This is a genomic window from Mycobacterium sp. BK086 (assembly GCA_004362315.1).
In the GTDB taxonomy this organism is placed as follows: Bacteria; Actinomycetota; Actinomycetes; order Mycobacteriales; family Mycobacteriaceae; genus Mycobacterium.
Genome location: SNWL01000007.1, coordinates 485,644 through 503,836, shown reverse-complemented (window position 1 = coordinate 503,836; position 18,193 = coordinate 485,644). Strand labels below are relative to the sequence as shown.

General features: G+C 64.6%; 13 protein-coding genes. 7 read left to right on the top strand and 6 right to left on the bottom strand.

The annotated features are described in order from the left end of the window. Positions 1-66: 66 nt before the first annotated feature. Positions 67-1,056, bottom strand: coding sequence for a Gfo/Idh/MocA family protein (locus tag EV580_RS26080; RefSeq protein ID WP_133694892.1), 990 nt, complete (start codon positions 1,054-1,056; stop codon positions 67-69). Then, positions 1,056-1,907, bottom strand: coding sequence for a class I SAM-dependent methyltransferase (locus EV580_RS26075; protein ID WP_133694890.1), 852 nt, complete (start codon positions 1,905-1,907; stop codon positions 1,056-1,058). The genes EV580_RS26080 and EV580_RS26075 overlap by 1 nt, the downstream gene beginning before the upstream one ends. A gap of 161 nt (positions 1,908-2,068) precedes the next feature. On the opposite strand from EV580_RS26075, the gene EV580_RS26070 reads away from it, so the two are divergent. The 3 genes from EV580_RS26070 (at position 2,069) to EV580_RS26060 (ending at position 5,738) form a co-directional block, all read left to right on the top strand. Beyond that, positions 2,069-3,238: a glycosyltransferase family 4 protein gene (locus tag EV580_RS26070; RefSeq protein ID WP_133694889.1), complete on the top strand. Its 1,170-nt coding sequence runs from the start codon at positions 2,069-2,071 to the stop codon at positions 3,236-3,238. A 75-nt stretch (positions 3,239-3,313) separates the two neighbouring features. Then, positions 3,314-4,963, top strand: coding sequence for a GMC oxidoreductase (locus EV580_RS26065; RefSeq protein WP_133694887.1), 1,650 nt, complete (start codon positions 3,314-3,316; stop codon positions 4,961-4,963). A gap of 10 nt (positions 4,964-4,973) precedes the next feature. Next, positions 4,974-5,738 (top strand): alpha/beta fold hydrolase, encoded by a 765-nt coding sequence (locus tag EV580_RS26060; RefSeq protein ID WP_133694885.1) that lies wholly within the window; start codon positions 4,974-4,976, stop codon positions 5,736-5,738. Here EV580_RS26060 and EV580_RS26055 read toward each other — a convergent pair. The 4 genes from EV580_RS26055 to EV580_RS26040 all read right to left on the bottom strand — a co-directional run bounded on the left by EV580_RS26055 (position 5,735) and on the right by EV580_RS26040 (position 9,914). Beyond that, positions 5,735-6,727 (bottom strand): Gfo/Idh/MocA family protein, encoded by a 993-nt coding sequence (locus EV580_RS26055; protein ID WP_133694884.1) that lies wholly within the window; start codon positions 6,725-6,727, stop codon positions 5,735-5,737. The two genes, EV580_RS26060 and EV580_RS26055, sit on opposite strands and share 4 nt — an antisense overlap. A 30-nt stretch (positions 6,728-6,757) precedes the next feature. Next, on the bottom strand, positions 6,758-7,591 hold the full coding sequence (locus tag EV580_RS26050; protein WP_221218887.1) for a TylF/MycF/NovP-related O-methyltransferase: 834 nt from the start codon (positions 7,589-7,591) through the stop codon (positions 6,758-6,760). A gap of 75 nt (positions 7,592-7,666) precedes the next feature. Then, positions 7,667-8,935: a glycosyltransferase gene (locus tag EV580_RS26045; RefSeq protein ID WP_133694882.1), complete on the bottom strand. Its 1,269-nt coding sequence runs from the start codon at positions 8,933-8,935 to the stop codon at positions 7,667-7,669. A gap of 4 nt (positions 8,936-8,939) precedes the next feature. Further along, positions 8,940-9,914 (bottom strand): sulfotransferase family protein, encoded by a 975-nt coding sequence (locus tag EV580_RS26040; protein ID WP_133695065.1) that lies wholly within the window; start codon positions 9,912-9,914, stop codon positions 8,940-8,942. Positions 9,915-10,024: 110 nt separating this feature from the next. Here EV580_RS26040 and EV580_RS26035 point away from each other — a divergent pair, with 110 nt between their 5' ends. The 4 genes from EV580_RS26035 (at position 10,025) to EV580_RS26020 (ending at position 18,192) form a co-directional block, all read left to right on the top strand. Then, positions 10,025-11,419, top strand: a complete 1,395-nt coding sequence (locus EV580_RS26035; RefSeq protein ID WP_286171858.1) for a condensation domain-containing protein — start codon at positions 10,025-10,027, stop codon at positions 11,417-11,419. Between the two features lie 534 nt (positions 11,420-11,953). Then, complete coding sequence (locus tag EV580_RS26030) at positions 11,954-12,373, top strand: MmpS family transport accessory protein (RefSeq protein WP_133695061.1); 420 nt, start codon at positions 11,954-11,956, stop codon at positions 12,371-12,373. Then, on the top strand, positions 12,370-15,252 hold the full coding sequence (locus EV580_RS26025; RefSeq protein WP_133694880.1) for an MMPL/RND family transporter: 2,883 nt from the start codon (positions 12,370-12,372) through the stop codon (positions 15,250-15,252). The genes EV580_RS26030 and EV580_RS26025 overlap by 4 nt, the downstream gene beginning before the upstream one ends. Positions 15,253-15,261: 9 nt before the next feature. Next, positions 15,262-18,192 (top strand): MMPL/RND family transporter, encoded by a 2,931-nt coding sequence (locus EV580_RS26020; RefSeq protein ID WP_370629595.1) that lies wholly within the window; start codon positions 15,262-15,264, stop codon positions 18,190-18,192. The last annotated feature ends 1 nt before the right edge of the window (position 18,193 follow it).

Sequence of the window (18,193 nt, the reverse complement as noted above, 5' to 3'; positions counted from 1 at the left end):
CGCCGCGATACTAGAACGCGTTCTAGCAACGATGGCCGGAATTGACATTACCGTCAGCAACCAGGGTCAACTCGGCTCGCGCAGCGGGAGGCCCGCGGCCCGGTAGACCGAGTCGATGACGGTCATGGTTTCGATCGCGTCCTGCGGCGTCGTGCGCACCGGCTGGCCGCGCAACACCGCCGCGGCGAATGCATCCAGCTGATAGGCGTACGTCGCGCGCCGCGGGAATCGTTCGACCCGCTTGCCCCGTTCGGATCGCACCGAGAACCGATGAAAAAGATGTGGCAGCAACGGGTTGAGCACATACAGCTCGCCGCGGTCACCGGTGACCCGCAGGCTGATCCTCAACAGGTCGGCTGACCACATCGAACAGCGCAATCGGCCGGTATGCCCGGCGGGAAAGCGCACCTGCGCCGTCATGGCCCGATCCACCCTGGGATCTCGCAACTTCGCTTGTGCGGAAACAACTTCCGGAGTGCCGCCCCCGAACGTGCGCAGCATGTGGACCGCATAGCAGCCGGCATCCATGGTGGCGCCACCGGCCAGCGAGTAGTCGTAGCGGATGTCGGAGAACTTCGGCAGCGGGAAACAGAAGGCGACGTCCACCCGCTGCAGGGTGCCCAGCTCTCCCGAGGCGATGATCTCCTCGGCGCGCAACGCGAACGGGTGATAGCGGTAATGAAACGCTTCCATCACCACGCGATCCGATGTGGCGGCCAGTGCCGCGATCTCTCGCGCCTCGTCGGCATTGGCGGTGAATGGCTTCTCACACAACACGTGCTTGCCGGCCTCGATCGCCGCGCGAGTCCACTTGCCGTGCAAGCCGTTTGGCAGCGGGTTGTAGATCGCATCCACATCCGGGTCGGAGATCAGCGCCTCATAGCTGTCGTGCACCTTCGCTATGCCGTGCTTGGCGGCGAACGCCCGGGCCCGCACTACATCCCGGGCCGCCACCGCGGCAACCACGACCTCGACGTTGTCCTTCGCCGGGTCGATCAGCGCCGCGGGCGCGATCTGGGCTGCCCCCAGGATGCCGATCCGCACCTGCTCTGCCACTAGTCGTCGAACTCCAGCAGGGTCAATGTCGCGATCGTCGGCCAGTTCATCCCGACCCACCGGCGAAGCGGGCGATGGATCGGCAGGCCCTGCGTCTTCGGCAACAGCGAATCGAAGAGCGGCCCACGGCCCCGGGGCAGCGGTAAGTCGTGTACCGCCCGAACCCCGGGCACGGTGTCGGCCAGCCTGGCCAGCTCACGCACGGTGAGGCTGAACGGCGTCCTCGGCCAGTCTCCGCGCAACACCGTCCACAACTTGGGCCGGGCGGCGAGCAGTGCCTGCGATTTGGGGGGCAGGTCGAACATCATCTGGCCACCGGGGAAGCGCACCGCGCACTCCCCGATCAGGTCGAGCGCCTCGCTGGGCTCCAGGTACGGCAGCAGACCCTCGGCGGTGACGAACACGCCGTGCTGGGGATCCACCTGGTCCATCCAGCTGAAATCAAGGACCGACTGGGCGCACGCCGACATCCGGTCCGACGGTGGCAACAGCTGCTCGCGCAGCGTGATGTTGGGCGAGAAATCGACTGTCAGCCAACGGAATTCATGGCCAACACCGGCGGCATCGAGGCGCCAGAAACTGGTCTGCATCCCCTCGCCGAGGGCGACGACGGTGGCCTTCGGGTGCGCCGAAAGGTAGCGGCGGGCCCCATTGTCAAAGGACAGCGCGCGCAGCGCGAGGTCTTGGCGATCGGTGGAGCCGAGCTTGAACTTGCTGAAGTCGTAGTCCATCGAGTCGACCAAGCGGATCGCCATCGGATCCTGGACGATCGCGTCGGCACGGCGCGCTTCGTTCGCGCGGCAGAACAACGTCGCCAACGCCGTGTCGGTTACCGGCATGACGTCAGTCATCGGACAGGTGCTCCTTGCATAACTGCTTGATTCCGGGCGTAGCTAATATCAGTTCGCCGTGCCCAGGGCCTCGGGTGGCCGTGGAGAAGGCTACGCCAACCCGACATTTCGTAGCGCCGATTACGGATTAAGGCCGGTGGGTTGTCGCATAAACTCTGCCCGTGTTTGACGCCAGCGACAGCCCCGCACCCCGGGTCGTGGTCGTCTCAAACGTCAGCAAATGGGGCGGCGGCGGCGTGGTCGGATTCCGCGACATGCTGCTGGCGATTCGGAACGAGCGCCCGGACGCGGACGTCATCGCGGTCGTCCCGCAGAAGGGTGACGTGGCGCAACGATGCGCCGAAGACGGTATCGAAGCCAAAATCGCCTGGACGCCATGGTGGGGTTTTGGCAAATGGTCGCGGTGGAAGTTCGCCGATCCCCACGCACTGGTCGGCTGGCTGCCCTATACCGCGATCCTCCTGCCCGGCATCGTGGGCGCATTGGTGCTTTTCCTCCGGCGGCGCCCGACGATGGTCCTGACCAACACCATGACGATTCCGTCGCACGCGATCGCCGCGAAGATCCTCCGCATCCCGCACTACTGGATCGTGCGCGAGTTCGGGCGTGACGACCACCAGATCTGGTTCCTGTTCGGCTACCGCAGAACTGTCCGCATGGTCGGTCGGCTGTCGGAGCTGGCGATCTGCAATTCGCACGCCGTCGAGCAGGCGATGCTGGCGCTGGACCCGACGATGAAGACCCGCGTGCTCTACCCCGTCGTCGACACCGAACTGGGCACGCCCCCGGAGCGGCAGCCCGGCGAGCGGATGCGGACCATCCTGGTCGGCTACTTCTCCGAGGCGAAGGGCCAGAACCTGGCGATCGAGGCGATCGCCGTCGCCAGGAAGGCCGGTGTCGACATCGAGCTGACGCTGGTCGGCGCCGGTGGTCACCAGCCCCTGCAGGGCCTCGCCGAACGCTTGGGCGTCGGCGATCTGCTGACCATTCACGAACCCACCCGCGACCTGCGACCACACTGGGCCGCCGCCCACGTCGGCCTGATGTGCAGCCAGAGCGAGGCATTCGGCCGCGTGACCGTCGAAGCCATGCGGGCCGGCCTGCCGGTATGCGGGACGAACTCCGGCGGCACGCCAGAGATCATCGAACCCGGCGTCGCCGGACTGCTCAGCCCGGTCGGCGACGCACACGCACTGGCGGCCAACCTCATGACGCTGGAAGCCGACGAGGACCTGCGCCGCGGCCTCGCCAAGGGAGCGCTGGAATCGTCGCAGCGCTTCGGCCGTGACCGCCACGACGACGAACTCGCCACGTATCTCGGGCTGCGTTGATAGCATCCCGAATCGCCCGGAACCAGGCCGAGTTTCAAGCGGACCGAGTGGGCCATCTCAACAAGGAGCTCGATAGTGCCTGACGGCGAAGTGACTGGGCGCGAAGCCGAACGCGTCGAGTGGGATGTGATCGTCGTGGGTGCCGGTATGGGCGGCGGCATGCTCGGTCAGCGGCTGGCACGCGCGGGCCGCCGGGTGCTGTTCGTGGAAAAAGGCCACTCGACGCTGCCAGGGACACCGGGCACGATCCGCGCGGCGATGCCCGAGATCGCCGAACCGCAGGCATCGCGGTCGAAGAAGACCTATTACGAGACGCTGGCTCGCGCCGGCCGGAGCAACGACGAAATCACCGATATCAGCGGGCGTCGCCCGCGCAAGTTCGTGCCGTACATCGGCGCGGGCCCCGGCGGATCGTCTGCGCTCTACGGCATGGTCTGCGAACGGTTCTTCGTCGACGATTTCACGCCACGGCAGTTCTTCATCGACCCCGGCGAATCCACTGTGCCGGAGGCCTGGCCGATCTCCTACAAAGAGCTGGCGCCGTGGTATTCCGAAGCCGAGAAATTGCTCGGGGTTCGGGGCGATGCCGATCCCCTGCGCCCCGAGGCCGCCGACGTCGGACTGCCCGCCGCACCGCCCTTTTCGGCCGACAACCAGCCGCTGGTCAACTACCTGTCGGGACGCGGACTGCATCCCTATCACCTGCCGATGGCCTGTGACTACACCGACGACTGCGCGACGTGTCAGGCCTACCTCTGTGCCAAGGGCTGCAAGAACGATGGTGGCCGCGCCGGTGTGCTGCCCGCCGTCACCGAGTACGGCGCTGCGCTGCTGGCCGAGTGCCGGGTCTTGCGCCTCGAGGCGGACCGCAACCGGGTGCAGCGGGTGATCTGTCAACGCCGCAACGACATGCTGTCGCTCAAGGCGAAAGTCGTCGTGCTGGCCGCCGGAGCGCTGGCCACTCCGGTGTTGTTGCTGAATTCCCGGTCCGGAGACTGGTCGCGCGGACTTGCCAACGGGTCAGACATGGTGGGGCGCAACCTGATGCGCCACGTGATGGACTGGATCGAGATCTGGCCGCAACGGGGCAGCAAGATCACCGCCGAGAACAAAGAGATCGGCCTCAACGATTTCTATTTCATCGACGGACAGAAGTACGGCACCGTGCAGTCGGCCAGCTCGATGGCCTCGTTGGCCCCCATCGACATGATGATGAACCAGCCCGGCATGGTGTCAAAGGCGTTGCGCTGGACAAGCCCCTTCGCGCGCCCGATCTACGACCGGGTGATCAGCGGCGGGTTGGTGCTCGCCGCGATCATGGAAGACCTGCCCTACCGGGACAACCGGGTGCTGCCGAGCGATCAGCCCAGTGTGGACGGTCGCCAGCGGCTGCGCCTTCAATACCGCATGCACGCGAACGAGAAGGACCGCCGCGAGGTGTTCCTCGGCGCGCTCAAAGAGGTGTTGCGGCCGTTCCGCACACTGACCTTGCGCACAGGTGAGAACAACGGGACGTTGGGCCACGTCTGCGGCACGGTGCGATTCGGCACCGATCCGTCGAACAGCGTGCTGAACGCGGAGAACCGGGCGCACGAGGTGGACAACCTCTATGTGGTGGACGCATCGTTCTTCCCGTCCAGCAGCGGCATCAACCCGAGCCTGACCATCGCCGCCAACGCCTTGCGCGTCGGTGAGCACATCAACGAGGCGCATTTCGCCAACTAACATCGCAGCCGTGGACCTGTTCGTGCGCGAGTCCGGTCCAGTCGGGGCGCCCGCCGTCGTCTTCCTGCACGGCGGGCTGATGAGCGGCTGGACGTGGGAGCCGGTGGTGATGCGGATGCAGCACTATCACTGCCTTGTCCCCGATTTGCCCCAGTACGGCAAGAGCTTTCAGCACGGACCGTTTGAGATGGGACGAGCCGCCGAAGCGGTGGCCGAGCTCATTCGCACCCGAGTCAGCGCCGGCCGGGCACACCTGGTCGGCTTCTCGCTCGGCGCCCAGGTCGGCGTCCAGCTGCTGGCGACCCAGCCACAGCTGATCGACAGGGCCGTGCTCAGCAGCACATTCATCAACACGTGGCCCGCAGTACCGCTCACGCGACGGCTGGCCGGGCTGGCCGCGCGCGCCACCCTGTTGCGATGGTTACTGATCACCCGTCACTGGGACACTCACCACGCAGCCCAGAACCCGGGCTACCGCGACGATGCCCGCCTGAACTCGGGTGCACAGCTCGCCCATATCGCCATGGCGTCAGCGGGGTTCACGGTGCCACGAGGGCTCGACACGTCTTATGTACCAACGCTATTCGTCACCGGCAGCGAGGAATTGCGCGTCATCCGCCGGTGGGCGGCAGCACTGGCGCGGCCGATGCCCAACGGAGTCGACAGACTCGCACAGGGGATGCGCCACGATTGGCCGCTGCACAATCCAGACCTCTTCGCCCGCACCGCGGACGCCTGGCTCTCGCTGAGCCCGCTACCGTCTGCGATCGTCTAGGCCGGCTGGCGGACCTCAAGACCGGCAGCACGGTAGATCGCGTCGATCACCGTCATGTTCTCGACCCCCTCTGCCGCAGTCGTTTTCACCGGTTCGCCACGCAGCACGGCCGCAGCGAAGGCCTCCAGCTGATACTCGTAGGTCGGGCGGGCCTTGAAAAAGCGCTCCACCCGATTGCCGTCGGCAGATCGGACCGAGAACTGTTGGTACGGGGTGATCGGGTGCAGTCGCAGCTGGCCTCGATCACCGATGATCTTCGCGGTGTAGTGCGGCGGGGTTTTCGACCACAGCGAGCAGTGCAGCCGCCCGGTGTGCCCTTCTGCGAATCGCAGCTCGGCCGTCATCGCCCGATCCACCTGGGGCCCGCGCAGTTTCGCTTGTGCGGAAACAACTTCCGGGGTGGAGCCGCCGAACGTGCGGAGCATGTCGACCACGTAGCTACCGAGATCCATGAGCGAACCGCCGCCCAGGGCGTAGTTGTAGGCGTTCGCCGACGAGTTCCGCAGCCAATAGCAGTCGGCCGCCTCCACCCGCTGCAGTGTGCCCAGCTCGCCCGAGGCGATGATCTGCTCGACGCGCGCCGCGAAGGGGTGATACCGGTAGTGGAATGCCTCCATCACCACACGGTCCGATGCCACCGCAAGAGCGGCGATCTCGCGGGCCTCGGTCGCATTGGCCATGAACGGCTTCTCACACAGAACATGCTTGCCCGCTTCGAGCGCGGCCCGAGTCCACCTACCGTGCAAGGCATTCGGCAGTGGGTTGTACACCGCATCCACATCGGGATCGGCGATCAGCGCTTCATAACTGTCGTAGGCCTTGGCGATGCCGTGTTTGGCGGCGAATTCCCCGGCCCGCGTTGCATCACGAGCGGCCACCGCGGCAACGACGACCTCGGCGTTTTTCGCGGCCGGCTTGATCAGGGCCGCGGGCGCGACGCGGGCGGTGCCCAGAATGCCGATCCGTAGCAGGCCTTCGCCGTCAGGCATGTGCGAGTTGCGAAGACGACGAGCCAGTCGTCACTTCTTGCGCCACAGCACGCCCGTGCCATCGATGTCGACGATTTCCTCGGTGATCCCGTGCTTGGTGCGGTAGTCGGTGACGGCTTGTTCGCACGCTTTCACGGCCAGGTAGTCATCGACGATGCAGAACCCGCCGGGTGACAGCCGCGGGTACAGCGCATCGAGGGCCTGAATCGTGGACTCGTAGAGATCGCCGTCGAGTCGCAGCACCGAGATGGCCTCGATCGGGGCGTCATGCAGCGTGTCCTTGAACCAGCCTGGGAGGAAACGGACTTGGTCGTCCAGGAGCCCGTAGCGCTCGAAGTTCTTCCTGACATCGGCCTCTGACACGCCCAGGATGCCCGAAACGATTTCGGCGTGAATTCCTTTGTCCGCCTTGTAATTCTCGGTATCGGAGCGCGGGACGCCCTGGAAGGAGTCACACAGCCAGACGTTGCGCGTCCGATCTCCGTAGGCCGCCAGCACCGCACGCATCAGGATGCACGCGCCGCCGCGCCACACACCGGTCTCGACGAGATCGCCGGGGACGTCGTCGGCAATGACGGTCTCGACGCACTCCTGCAGGCTGGTGAGCCGCTTCATACCGATCATCGTCTCGGCCTCGGCCGGCCAGTCCAGGCCCGCCTCGCGATAGTTCTGATCACGAACCCCGGCGCCGCGGAGTTTGGGGCCGAAGGTGTTCGCCGCCTTCAGCAGGAGACGTCGCCGCAACGGCCAATCCGAGGGCATCCGCTCATGCATCCCGAACCTGGTCAGGTTGCGACGGAGCAGGTCGAGGTACAGGGAACGGACGTCGTAGTCGGTGATGGTCAAAATGGCCCTATCTCGCATGCCAGCATTTCGGCGCTGAGTCTAAACTTGCAGGGCCGTCAGTTTGCGGCGTTTCCCACAGATCAGATCGGCGACTCAGTCAACCCGCTCGCGTCGAGCGAAGTCTTCCAACAGGTCGGCAGCTCTGGTCACGCTGTCCGCGGGTCTGATCATCCTGGCGCCGAGTTCGCGGGCCCGGGTGCGGTAATCCGGCGCGAGGATTGTGCGCAGATCCTTGACCAGCCGCTTCTCGGTGGCGGACGCGAACTTCCGCGACGAGCCGACCTTCAGCTTTTTGATGGCGGCACCCCAGATCATCTGGACATCGGCCATGTAGAGGACCAGGGTCGGGATTCCCGCGCGCAGGCCTGCCGCGGTGGTACCGGCGCCGCCGTGGTGCACGACCGCGCGGCACGCTGGGAAGATCGTCGCGTAGTTCACCGCGCCGACCACCTTGACGTGGTCGAACTCGGGGACGTCGCTGAAGTCGGTCCACCCGGCGCACACCAAGGCACGCTCGCCGACCTGCGCGCACGCCCCCGCGATCATGCGAATCATGTCGGCGGGCGACTCCACCGGGATGCTGCCGAACCCGAAGCAGATCGGCGGTGTCCCCGCAGCGATCCACGACATCACGCCGGAGTCTTCTTCGGTGGCCAACTCCAGCGTCAAGGTGCCGACGAACGGCCGCTGGTCGCTCCAGCGCGCCCACTCCTCGGCCAGCCCGGGGAAGAGCGCGTCGTCGTAGGCCTGGATCTCCAGCAGCTGGCGCTGCGCGATCCGCCCCGGCACCGGACCTGTCGCCGGGGCGAGGCCCAGTTCCCGGCGCGCCTTGTCGACTTCCTTCTTCACCCCACGCCAGATCAGCGACTCCCCCGCCTTCATCCCCATCCGGACCACCGGCTCCGGCAGAAACGGCAAGAGCTTTCCGTTGACCCGCATCGGATACCAGAGCACCGTGGCCAGCGGAACGTCGCAGTACTCGGCGACGTCGAAGACCAGCTCCTCGTAGCTGACCCCGGTGACCAGCAGATCCGCCCCGCCGGCGACCGACGCCAGGGCCCGGGTCATCGGACCCCAGGCGCGCATCCCGGGGCTGCGGGAGTCCTCGAGGTACTTCTTCACGTCGCGGACTCGCCAGAAGTTGCGGAAGAAGTAGCCCCAGAAGTCGCGGGTGTTCTCCAGCCACGACTGCGTATCGGGGCCGTAGGCGACCGCCGTGAGTCCGACAGCCTCGGCCGAACCGATCAGATCGGGCGGGACGGCCATCTGCACATCATGACCGCGCCGCATCAGCTCGCGACCGACGGCGATCCCCGGTTCGACGTCCCCGCGGGTTCCGTAAAAAGCCAGTACGAGTTTCATCCTGTTACGCCCACGTCCCCTTGCGCCGGTGAACCAGCGCAAGGCTCTCCAGACCCAGCTTCACCACGAACGGCGGCAACAGACGGTCGACGTTGAGGTAGCGACGGGAGTCCTTCAACGCCTGCCGGAACCCGCGTTCGCTCGCGCCATAAGCCTGGAAGACCCGATCGAGGTCGGCCTCGTCCCAGCGTTCGTCGCGGGCGGCGGCGGCCAGCGCGTCGTACACGGTGGTGATCCAGTCGGTGCCGAAGGGTTCGGTGGCCGGGCCGCGAGTCTGGTGGTGCCGAAGATCCGGGGTGAGAAACTCGTCGACCTCATCGTTGGCGTCGAGATCGATGGCGAGCGCCGTCGAGATCCGTTTGAGTTCCCGGCGCCAGTCGGCCAGGAGGTTGGTGTATTCGACGAACACCCGCGGCACAGCACGGGTGTCGCGTTCGGCGAGCAGGCTGTATTTCAACCACCACGCACAGGTGAGTTCGGGTGAGGAGTCAACGTAATTCTGCTGGTTGGCCCGCTTTTCCAACGATCCGATGATCTCGTCCGGATGGCGCACCGCAACGACGGCCGCGACGTCGAAGCCGGCTTGCCGGGCCGCCTCGAACCAGATGCCGGACACCGTCGTCGTCTTGGGTTCCTTGATGATCAGGACCGGGGCGGCGGGCAGGCTCGTGAGGTAATCCCGCAGCTTGGCGACCCAGACGCCGTTTCGGTCGGCGTCGAATGTGCCGTCGAGGTAGGAATCCAGCGCCATGTCGTACCCGGAGCTGCCGTGGTCGTGCAGGATCGCCTGGTTCAGATGGATGACCGCGCGCGCCTCGAAGAAGCCGCGCGGATTCTCCGAAGTGGCCCCCAACAGACCCGGCGGAAGCGAGCCGCCGCACAGCGAGAGAACCCGCGCCAGCGCCGATGTTCCGGAGCGGCCATTGCCCAACACGAAAAGCGCAACCGGACGATTCTCGGCACTGGGCCGGCTTGTGATCACAGCGGCAGAATAGGGTTCCCGCGAGCGCTTCGACAAGGTATTGGGCGGTTGCCCTGCCCCACCCAACCTCGCCAAATCGACCCAGGCGGTCGGTTACTCTGACGCTCGTGTCAATCCAGGAACATCCTGCGCAAGCACCCGACAAGGCCCGGCCGGACAACCGGCTCGTCCTGATGGATCAAGCCTTTTACGCCGGGCATCACGCCGCCGGGCAGCGGGAAGTGATGCAGGTCGGCTGGGTTTACCAGCATCCGGTCGACCTCGAGGCTCTGCAGCGGTTCCGCGACAAACTCAGCCAGGGAATGATGGGCCGGCTCATCGAGCGGTCGCCTTTGCCGTTCGGCCGGTGGCGGTGGGTGACGGACCCCAAGCCGGCGGAACTCGATATCGCGACGACCCCCCGTCCCCGGGATGAACTCGGCGACTGGTTCGACGAGCGCACTCAGCTGCCGATCGACCCCGAGTCGGGACCGGGCTGGCGAATCAGTGTTGTCCCGCTCGGCGACGGCTCCACCGCAATCAGCTTGGTTCTGTCCCATTACGTCATCGACGGCATCGGCGCTGCCGTCGCGGTGACCCAGGCGCTGTTGGGTCTGCCTGTCGACCTCGGCTACCCACCGCCTCGGTCGCGATCGCGCCTTCAGGCACTCGTTCAAGACATCCGCGAAACCGCGAAAGACGCCCCCGACGTCGGGCGGGCGGTACTCGCCGGCGCGAGGGAGGCTCGGCGCCGCCAACAGGATGTCGTGCACTCCCAAGCCCAGGCCTCCCTGCCGGTGGCCACCCCGACCAGGGGCGCCGACGACATCGTGATCGTGCCCAACATCTGGATCCGCCTGCGGTTGGACGACTGGAACGCGCGTGCCGAAGCATTGGGGGGAACGGCGAGCGCGCTGGCTGCGGCGTTCACCGCGCGTCTCGACCGGCACATGGGACGCCGGCACGGTGACGCCGACGACGTCAGGATGCTGCTGACCGTCAACACCCGCACCATGGACGACGCGCGAGCGGTCGCGGTCTCCTTCGTCCGGGTCGGCATCGATCCGACCGACGCCGCGAGCGATCTGACTGCCGCCCGCACCGCGATCAAGCAGGCACTCAAAGACGCCAAGGACACCCCCGACGAATCCGCCGAGCTCGTCGCCCTGACCCCGTTCACCCCCAAGCGGGCATGGAAGCACCTGATGGACTACGCGGTCAGTGACCCGGAGCAACCCGCGGTGTGCTCGAACCTCGGCGATACCGGTCCGGCGGCGAGCCGCCCCGACGGCACCCTGTGCGACGGGATGTTCGCCCGGGGCGCGAGCCAGAACGTCACCCGCGGCTGGCTCGAGCGAACGGGCAGTCAATTACACGTTTTCGTCGGCACGTCGATGGAGATGAACCAGGTCGGCGTCTGCGTCCGCGGGTATCAGCCGGGTTCGGTGACGACCCGAGCCGAGTTACGGGAGCTGGCCGAGCGGACGCTGACCGAGTTCGGGCTCACCGGCGAGATCGACTGACGCCATACCTCTATATATGAGAGCTGACCCGATGACGCCCTACCGGTTGCGGACGCGTCAATACAATTAGCCTGTGAACCAACATAAGACTTAGCCATTACCGCAGCTCCGCGCATGCGCTAACGCGTATGCTCCGCTGTTGCACCGCAAAGAGCCCACACGGAGGCCATCAGCATGGTTGACTCTCGTCGAGATCGGTCGCGTAATCGACGGCCCCGCACATTTGCGGGGACTGTTGTCGCGCTGGCCGTGACACCCACCCCTTGGGGGTTACGAGAGACGCCGTGCCTCGATGTGTAGTCGGACGCTCCATCTGACGGCTGGCGCCAGGAGTGGAAACACTCGGCAGACGGGAAAGGTCGGCGTGCAGTGATCGACGGAAGTTTGCCCGACGTTGCGCAAACTGAGCCCGATGCCACCACCTGGCCCCGCGAGGACACCGCAGTGCAGCCCGCTGACCAATCGCCGCCTGTGCCTCCGGCCGAGAGCAGATCTCGCGGACGCCGTCGAAATCGGGGACTCGTGATCAAGTTGCTGGGCCGCCTGTGGATTCCGCTGGTCGTGGTCGCCGTGCTCGCGGCGGGCGGGCTGGCCGTGTCGCGCCTGCACGGGATCTTCGGCAACGAGAAGACCCTCTCCTACGGCGACACGAAGAACGACAAGGGCAAGCCCTACAACCCGAAGAAGATGAAATACGAAGTCTTCGGACCGCCGGGAACCGCGGCCCAGATCAGCTACTTCGACGAGAACGGTGACCCGGTCCACCAGAACGTGACGCTGCCGTGGTCGCTGGAGTTCCCGATCTCAGCGGCGGCGGGCATCGGAAGTATCGCCGCGCAGGGTGACAGCGAAACCATCGGTTGCCGCATCACCGTCGACGGCGTCGTCAAGGCCGACAACACCACCACGCATGAAGTCAGTTCTTTTGTTTCCTGTCTGCTGAAGGCCGCATGAGTAATCACGAGCTGCACTCCGGCCAGTCCGTGGTCGCGAAGACGATCCGCCGATTTTCGGCGCTCATCATCTTGGGATGGCTGGCGGTCGTCGTCGGCTTGACCCTCGGGGTCCCGACACTGGAGCAGGTCGAGGCAGAGCACTCGATTTCTCAAAACCCCACCGATGCACCGTCATTCCGCGCCACTCAGCGCATGTCCGAAGTCTTCCAGGAATCGGTGTCCGGCACGGCCGCGGTGATGATCGTGCTGGAAGGCCAGCAACCCCTCGGCGATGAGGCCCACGCCTACTACGACGGCTTGATCCGCCAGCTGCGCAGCGACCCCAAGCATGTGCAGCACATTCAGAACTTCTGGGGTGATCCGCTCACCAGCGCCGCGGCCGAAAGCGATGACGGTAAGGCGGCCTACGTTCAGCTGTCGGTGACCGGCAAGCCGGGCGAGGCCATGGCCAACGAGTCCGTCCGGGCAGTGCAACACATCATCGCGGAGACACCGGCGCCACCGGGGATCAAGACCTACGTCACCGGTCCGGCCGCACTCGCCGCGGACATGAGCGTCAGCGGCAACAGCACCGTCACCACCATCACGTTGGTGAGCATCCTGGTGATCCTCGTGACGCTGCTCTTTGTGTACCGTTCCCCGCTCACCGTGATCCTGTTGTTGATGGTGGTCGGAGTCCAGCTGCAGGCGGCACGTGGATTCGTCGCGCTGCTCGGTCACCACGAGATCATCGGCCTGACCACCTTCGCGGTTAATCTGTTGGTAGCCCTGGTGATCGCGGCCGGGACCGACTACGGGATCTTCTTCATCGGGCGCTATCACGAGGCGCGCCTGGCCGGCGAGGACAAAGAGACCGCCTTTTACACGACCTACCGCGGCGTCGCCCATGTCGTCTTGGCCACCGGCTCGACGGTCGCCGGCGCCACACTCTGCCTTCACTTCACCCGCCTGCCCGCGTTCCAGGCCCTCGGCATTCCTTGCGCGGTGGGCATCATGGTCGCGGTCGCCGTCGCCCTCACACTCGTCCCCGCGGTGATCGCGGTCGGCAGCCGATTCGGCCTCTTCGAGCCCAAGCGGACCGCCAGAGCCTTCGGCTGGCGACGGATCGGAACGGCCATCGTCCGGTGGCCCGGACCCATTCTGGTCGCCTCGCTGGCGGTCACGCTGATCGGACTGTTGACGCTGCCGGGCTTCAAGCCCGACTACAACGACCAGCACTTCCTCCCGAAGAACATCCCGGCCACCGAGGGAATTCAGGCGGCATCGCGGCATTTCAGCCCGTCGGCGATGATGTCACCCGAGGTGCTCATGGTCGAGACCGATCATGATCTGCGCAATCCGGCCGATTTCCTGGTGCTCAACAAGCTGGCCAAAGCCGTACTCGCGGTTCCGGGTATCGAGAAGGTTCAGGCTGTGACCCGGCCGGAGGGAACTCCGATCGCACACACGACGATTCCGTACCTGATGAGCACGCAACAGGCCGGCCAGCAGCAATTCATGTTCTTTCAGAAAGCACGGATGGCGGACCTGCTCACACAGGCCGATCAATTGCAGCAATCGATCGACATCATGTCGCGCATGTACGGCCTCATGAAGCAGATGTCAGCGACGATGCACGAAATGGTGAAAAGCACGCACGAAATGGCTGACATCACCATGCAATTGCGTGATCACATTGCCGACTTCGAGGATTTCTTCCGGCCTATTCGGAACTATCTGTATTGGGAACCGCACTGCTTCAACATCCCGCTGTGCTGGTCTGTCAGAAGCATCTTCGACATCCTGGACGGCGTCGACGGGCTGACCGAGAAGCTCCAGCAGCTGGTCGGAAATCTCGACCAGATGGACGTCATCATGCCGCAGCTGCTCGCGCAGTTCCCGGAGATGATTTCGATCATGGAGGGCATGCGCGGAATGCTGCTCACCATGCACAGCACCATGTCGGGCGTCTTCGGTCAGATGGACGACAACGGCGCGAATTCGACTGCGATGGGCAAGGCTTTCGACGCGGCCCAGAACGATGATTCGTTCTATGTGCCGCCGGAGGTCTTCAAGAACGAAGACTTCAAGCGGGTCATGAAGATCTTCATCTCACCGGACGGGAAGGCCGTCCGCATGCTCATCTCCCAGAAGGGCGACCCCACCTCACCGGACGGTATCGCCCGCGTCGATGCGATCAAGAGCGCGGCCGAGGAAGCGCTCAAGGGAACGCCGCTGGAAGGCTCGCAGATTTCGCTCTCCGGCACGGCGGCACTGGTGAAAGATCTGGTGACCGGCACCCGATACGACATGATGATTGCGGTCGTTGCCGCGCTCTGCCTCATCTTCGTCGTGATGCTGATCGTGACGCGAAGTCTGATCGCCGCAATGGTGATTGTCGGCACGGTATTGCTGTCATTGGGTGCATCATTCGGTCTGGCTGTATTCGTTTGGCAGTACCTGTTGGGCATACCGTTGCACTGGTCCGTATTCGTCATGACAGTGATCATTCTTTTGGCGGTCGGATCCGATTACAACCTGCTGCTCGTCGCCAGAATGAAAGAAGAATTGGGCGCAGGCATCAACACCGGCATCATTCGGGCAATGGCCGGCACCGGCAAGGTCGTGACCACCGCCGGCCTGGTATTCGCGTTCACGATGGCGTCGATGATGGTCAGTGATCTGGTCAGCATCGGCCAGTTGGGCACCACGATCGCGCTGGGTCTGCTGTTCGACACCTTGGTGGTGCGGGCGTTCATGACACCGTCCATCGCGGCACTGTTGGGACGTTGGTTCTGGTGGCCACAACGGGTCCGGCCCCGCCCCGCCAGCACGATGCTCCGACCCACGGGACCGCGCCCGCTGGTGCGCGCCCTGTTGCTGAACCAAGAGAAGTAAGTGTCGGATATCCAGACCAGGACTGAGCCGGCACATCAGCTCGATCGCCCGCTGATCGCGCGGTCGATCCGTGCGCTGTCGCCGCTGATCATCGTGGCGTGGGTGGCGATCACGGTCTACGTGACGTTCTTCGTCCCCTGGCTCGAGACCGTCGGCCGAGACCACTCCGTACCGATGGCCCCGCAGGACGCCCCGGCGGTCATTGCCATGCACCGGATGGGCGCGGAATTCAAGGAGTCGTCCTCCGACAGTTTCGCCATGCTGGTGATGGAGGGGCAACAGGAACTCGGTGACGAGGCGCACGCGTACTACGACGGACTGATTCGCGCGCTCAAGAGCGATACCAAGCACGTCGAGCACGTACAAGACTTGTGGGGAGATCGGCTCACCGCGGCCGGCGCACAGAGCAAAGACGGCAAGGCCGTCTACATTCAGCTGAACCTGGCCGGCAATCAAGGGACGACGCTGGGCCAACAGTCAATTGCCGCGGTTCGCGGGATCGTCGAACGAACGACCGCGCCGCCCGGCATCAAGGTCTACGTCACCGGCCCCGCCGCGTTGGTCGCCGACATGCAGCACGCCGGCGACCATTCGATGATCAAGATGACGGCGGTGGGCGGCGTCATCATCTTTGTGATCCTGCTCTTCGTCTACCGGTCGATCATCACGGTCCTCGGCCTGCTGCTGACGGTCGGTATCGAAGTCCTCATCGCCCGCGGCGTTGTCGCCTTTCTCGCCGACCACAATGTCATCGGCCTCTCGACCTTCGCCGTCAGCCTGCTGGTCGCCTTGTCAATGGCGGCCGGTACCGATTACGGCATCTTCTTCTTCGGCCGATATCACGAAGCGCGTCAGGTCGGCGAGGACATCGAGACCGCCTTCTACAGCACCTTCCGCAGCGTCGCGCCGGTAGTGCTGGGCAGCGGTCTCACGATCGCCGGGGCCATGTTGTGCCTGAGCTTCACCCGGCTTCCTATCTTCCAGAGCATGGGCGTGCCGTCGGCTGTCGGCATGTTCGTCGCCGTCGGGGTGGCCGTCACATTGGTTCCGTCGTTTCTCGCGGTCGGCAGCCGCCTGAGACTGTTCGACCCCAAGGTCCGGCTCAGGAACCGTCGCTGGCGCCGAATCGGCACTGCGGTCGTCCGCTGGCCGGTGCCCATTCTCATCACGACGATCGCGATCGCGCTGGTCGGCCTTCTGGCGCTGCCCGGCTATCAAACGAGCTACAACGACCGGCTCTACATCCCCAAAGACTTGCCCGCGAACGTGGGAAATGCCGCCGCCGATCGCCACTTTTCCCAGGCGCGCATGATGCCGGAAATCCTGATGATCGAATCCGATCACGACATGCGGAATCCCGCAGATTTCTTGATCCTGCACAAAATCGCGAAGGCAATTTTCAAGGTTCCCGGTATATCTCGGGTCCAGGGCATTACCCGGCCCGAGGGCACCCCGATCGAGCACACCTCCATACCGTTCCTGATGGACATGCAGAACGCCGGCATGCAGAGCAGCCTGAAGTTCATGCAAGCCCGCATGGACGACCTGTTGAAACAGGTCGGAATGATCAACCGGCAGATCGAATTGATGAAGCGCATGTACGAGTTGCAGAAGCAGCTCAACCAAATTACGCATGACTCGTTCATCACCACGAAAGAAATGTCGCAAGTCATCACGATTTTGATGAACAATGCGGCCGACTTCGACGACTTCTTCAGGCCGATCCGCAATTACCTGTATTGGGAACCGCACTGCTACGACATTCCGCTGTGCTGGACGATGCGGTCGGTATTCGATGCGATCGACGGCATCACCGCACTCAACGACAAGATGAAAGAGATGCTGGTGCATCTCGGTGACCTCGACAAATTGATGCCGCAGCTGCTCGAACAGATCCCCCAGATGATCACGATCATGGAGGGGATGCGGGACATGATGCTGAAGATGCACAGCACCATGTCCGGGACGTTCGGTGTGCTGGACGACACCAACATGAACACGACCACCATGGGTCAAGCCTTCGACGCCGCCCAGGACGATGACTCCTTTTATCTGCCGCCCGAGGTTTTCGAGAATCCGGACTTCAAGCGGGCGATGAGCGCCTACCTGTCCCCGGACGGAAAAGCCGCGCGGTTCATCATTTCCCACAAGGACGAACCCGCGTCGCCCTCAGGTATCGCGAGTATCGCCAAGATCAGATCTGCGGCCGAAGAAGCCCTCAAGACCACCCCGCTGCAGGGCGCCAAAATCTCGATCGCCGGCACCGCGGCGACGTTCAAGGACTTCAGCGACGGCTCCAAATACGATCTGTGGATCGCCGCCGTCGGCGCGCTCTGCCTGATCTTCATCATCATGCTGCTCATCACCCGCAGCCTGATCGCCGCCTTGGTGATCGTCGGCACGGTCGCACTCTCGTTGGGCGCATCGTTCGGTCTGTCGGTATTGCTCTGGCAGTACATTCTCGACATCAAGCTGCACTGGATGGTGCTGCCGATGTCGGTGATCGTGCTCTTGGCGGTCGGCTCCGACTACAACCTGCTGCTGGTATCCCGAATAAAGGAAGAACTGGGCGCCGGCATCAATACCGGCATCATCCGGGCCATGGGCGGCACCGGCAAGGTCGTGACCAACGCCGGCCTGGTGTTCGCGTTTACCATGGCCGCGATGGTCACCAGCGATCTGCAGATCATCGGTCAGGTCGGCACCACCATCGGCCTGGGCCTGCTGTTCGACACCCTGGTCGTGCGGTCGTTCATGACACCGTCGATCGCGGTGCTGCTCGGCCGGTGGTTCTGGTGGCCGCAGCGGGTGCGTCCTCGCCCGGCCAGCGTGATGCTCCGGTCGCAAGGGACTCGTGCGTCCGTGCGTGCCTACATGCTGCCGCGCACGGACCACGACGACGATGCGGTCACCACCGAAATCCCAAGAACCTCGGTCTGAT

Excerpts from the sequence above, each read along its gene's own strand:
- EV580_RS26075 (WP_133694890.1), bottom strand. The coding sequence starts at position 1,907 with ATGACTGACGTCATGCCGGTAACCGACACGGCGTTGGCGACGTTGTTC.
- EV580_RS26055 (WP_133694884.1), bottom strand. The coding sequence starts at position 6,727 with ATGCCTGACGGCGAAGGCCTGCTACGGATCGGCATTCTGGGCACCGCC.
- EV580_RS26050 (WP_221218887.1), bottom strand. The coding sequence starts at position 7,591 with ATGCGAGATAGGGCCATTTTGACCATCACCGACTACGACGTCCGTTCC.
- EV580_RS26045 (WP_133694882.1), bottom strand. The coding sequence starts at position 8,935 with ATGAAACTCGTACTGGCTTTTTACGGAACCCGCGGGGACGTCGAACCG.
- EV580_RS26025 (WP_133694880.1), top strand. The coding sequence starts at position 12,370 with ATGAGTAATCACGAGCTGCACTCCGGCCAGTCCGTGGTCGCGAAGACG.